We start from the raw sequence: 3,416 nt of genomic DNA, 5'->3' as shown, positions 1-3,416 counted from the left end.
GGGTCTAAAAATGCTGGCGGAAACCAGTGTAGAAAACCTGCTTGCCGTGGCTGAACAGGAAAAGCCTCAGGTATTGATTGTGGATTCCATCCAGACCATGCATGTGGATGAACTGCAATCAGCGCCCGGTGGGGTGGCTCAGGTGCGGGAGTCAGCAGCTTTTCTGACCCGTTTTGCCAAACAAAGCCACACGGTGTTGTTTCTGGTTGGGCATGTCACCAAGGATGGATCACTGGCAGGCCCTAAGGTATTGGAGCACATGATTGATGCTTCTTTGCTGCTGGAAGGGGATGGAGACTCACGCTTCAGAACTCTACGCGGCCAGAAAAACCGCTTTGGAGCGGTGAATGAGTTGGGTGTGTTTGCCATGATGGAAACAGGGCTTAAAGAAGTAAAAAATCCTTCAGCCATTTTTCTATCACGCGATGAAGAGCCGGCACCGGGCAGTGTGGTGCTGGCGACTTGGGAAGGCACTCGCCCGCTGTTGGTGGAAGTACAGGCGCTGGTGGATGAGTCACAACTGGGTAATCCACGACGGGTTGCAGTGGGGCTGGACACCAATCGCTTGTCAATGCTGCTGGCCGTATTACATCGTCACGGCGGGATTTTTACCGGTGATCAGGATGTTTTTCTGAACGTGGTGGGTGGTGTTAAAGTACTGGAAACGGGTGCCGACCTTGCGGCAGTTATGGCTATTGTTTCGTCATTAAAAAATCAGGCATTACCGCATGATCTGATGGTGATTGGTGAAGTAGGGTTGTCGGGTGAAATTCGTCCGGTTCCCAGTGGGCAGGAACGAATAAAAGAGGCAGCCAAACACGGGTTTCGTAAAGCCATTGTTCCTAAGGGAAATGTTCCCAAAGACATGCCGCCGGGTATGCAGGTTATAGGGGTAACCCGGCTTAGTGAAGCACTGGAGGCGCTTTGATGATCTCACGCATTTCGGCGGTGAAAAGTTGGCAGTATCTAGTCAGTGTGCTGCTGATGGTGCTGGTACTGGGTGAAATGGCAGGATTCTGGCCGTTAAAGCTGGTGCAACGTCTGGAGTGGTTGGGCTACGACCTGCGGGTGCAGGCAACACTCAGTCATGAACACGATCCATCCATTGTGATTGTGGATCTGGATGAGCGCAGTCTGGGGGAGTTGGGGCAGTGGCCCTGGCCGCGTGAAGTTGTTGCGGCACTGATTGAGCAGTTGTTTGAAGGTTATGGTATTGGCCTGCTGGGCATGGATATAGTTTTTGCAGAGCCGGAAGGCAGCCAGCTTTTATTGCAGTGGCAAAGATTAAGAGAGAGTTATCAGGATTTACCGGAGGTTCCGCCTTTTGCCAGTGGTGATGAAATACTGGCCGAAGTGATGGCACGTTATCCGGTGGTCACAGGTTATTATTTCCAGTCACGCCGCTTGCCGGGTGATCCTCCATCTATTGGGCAGCTACCGCCTCCAGTGAATGTTGATGCTCCTGCGGAGCTGATAAACTCACTGCCCTGGCCACGTCCGGAGCGCTACAGCAGTAACCTGGCAGTGTTACAGCAGGCAGCATTGGGTGGCGGTTTTTTTGATAACCCTTTTGTGGATGGGGATGGTGTTTTTCGCCGTGTGCCGGTATTGCAGCAGATGGATGGAGAGCTTTATGCCAACCTGCCACTGGCGATGATCTATCAGTTACTGGGTCAACCACCCCTACAGCTGCATATCGCGCAGGGAGGTGGTTTGAACCAGCTGGAGGGTGTTGATGTTGGTGGTTTCCTGATTCCAACAGATGCTCGTGGTAGTGCGTTGGTGCCTTGGTATGGGCAGCGAGGCCACTTTACTTATGTTTCTGCAGCTGATGTTCTTTCCGGTGAAGCAGACCCAGCTCTGCTTGAAGGGGCGCTGGTGATTTTTGGGGCGTCGGCACCGGGCTTGATGGATCTTCGTTCCACTCCCGTGCAGAGTGTTTATCCCGGACCGGAAATCAACGCTAGTCTGTTGGCGGGCATCCTGCACCAGAGTTATCGTGCAGAGCCAGCGTACAGTCTGGCAGCGGGTTTGTTTTTACTCGGTGCTCTTGGATTAGCCATCACTTTTATTTTTCCGCATTTAAAGTCAATTGCAGTATTGCTGGTCAGCACCTTGCTGGTTGGAGCCCATGTTGGAATCAATCTATGGTCCTGGCAGAGTGGATGGGTGTTGCCACTGGCACCGAGTCTTTTGCTGCTTTTGATGCTGGCTGGCTGGCACCTGGTGATGAACTTCTGGCGTGAAAGCCGTGAGAAGGGCTGGGTAACGGAGCGTTTTGGCCAGTATGTACCTCCTGAGTTGGTGGAAGAGATGGTGGACACTCCCGAGTCTTTTGGTCTTGAGGGAGAAGAGCGCGAGTTAACGGTGCTCTTCTCGGATGTACGGGGTTTCACCTCTTTTTCAGAGGGAATTCCACCATCAGAGTTAACCGGAGTAATGAACCGCTTGTTAACCCCGATTACCCGTGCAATTCATGCAAACAAGGGAACCATCGACAAGTATATGGGTGATGCGGTGATGGCTTTCTGGGGTGCTCCGTTAAGAGACCCGCAGCACGCCAGGCATGCACTGGACGGTGCTTTTGCCATGCTGCAGGCTTTAAAAGAGATCAATGAAGAATTTACCGCTGAAGGAATGAAACCGCTGGCGATGGGAATTGGTTTGAATACCGGGCCGATGAACGTTGGCAACATGGGCTCGGAGTTTCGTATGGCTTATACCGTCATGGGTGACAATGTGAACCTGGGTTCGCGATTGGAAGGTCTGACCAAGGCTTATGGTGTGGATATGATTGTTAGTGAAACCACCGCAGCGGCAGTGCCAGAATACCTTTATCGCACCCTCGACAAGGTGCAGGTAAAAGGCCGATCTGCTGCAGTAACCATTCTGGAGCCGCTGGGATTAAAAGAACAGATTGATGCAGAGGTACGGCATTGGCAGCAGCGTTTTGAGCAGGCTCTGCAGGTTTACCTTCAGGCCAGATTTGCAGAAGCTGAAGTTTTATTCCATGAGTTATCACAGTACAAATCAGACGATAAATTAGCAAAGATTTATCTGGAGAGGATTGCCCATTACCAGTCCGAGCCACCAAGTTCAGACTGGGAAGGTGTATGGATACATACCGAAAAATAATCGTTGATTACAACTTGAAGGTCTGGCCAGTCTGTAGCAGTGTCATGGAGGTGCCGATTTCGATCTGCGCCAGCTCTGCCTTTATCTCCAGAGTCTGGCTGGGTTTTAAATGAGAAAGCCAGACTTGTTTTGGGGTGTGGCGCATGCTGCAGACAAAGTCCTGCAGCAGTTTAGGTGTCAGGTGTTTGGATACTTTTGCCAGTTCCAGTAACCGGTCAGGGAAAGCACATTCTGTCATCAGTACATCCAGCGGCCCCAGTTTGTTCAGCTCATTCATCACT

The 3,416-nt window shown here is 51.6% G+C and carries 3 protein-coding genes; 2 read left to right on the top strand and 1 reads right to left on the bottom strand.

From position 1 onward, the window contains the following. A partial coding sequence (gene radA / locus IBX50_RS18635) for a DNA repair protein RadA (RefSeq protein ID WP_292257902.1) occupies positions 1–928 on the top strand: 928 nt, incomplete at its 5' end. After that, on the top strand, positions 928–3,135 hold the full coding sequence (locus IBX50_RS18630) for a CHASE2 domain-containing protein (protein WP_292257901.1): 2,208 nt from the start codon (positions 928–930) through the stop codon (positions 3,133–3,135). The genes radA and IBX50_RS18630, both read left to right, overlap by 1 nt. A 7-nt stretch (positions 3,136–3,142) precedes the next feature. Here the strand turns inward: IBX50_RS18630 and IBX50_RS18625 are convergent. Continuing rightward, positions 3,143–3,416, bottom strand: a 274-nt coding sequence (locus IBX50_RS18625; protein ID WP_292257900.1) for a hypothetical protein, incomplete at its 5' end; no start/stop codon positions are given.

This window comes from Marinospirillum sp. (assembly GCF_014859565.1).
Note: the sequence above shows the minus strand (reverse complement) of the source record. Positions and strands in the feature narration are given on the sequence as shown.

Bases quoted from the DNA above. Each gene is read 5' to 3' on its own strand.
- IBX50_RS18630 (WP_292257901.1), top strand. From the start codon at position 928: ATGATCTCACGCATTTCGGCGGTGAAAAGTTGGCAGTATCTAGTCAGT.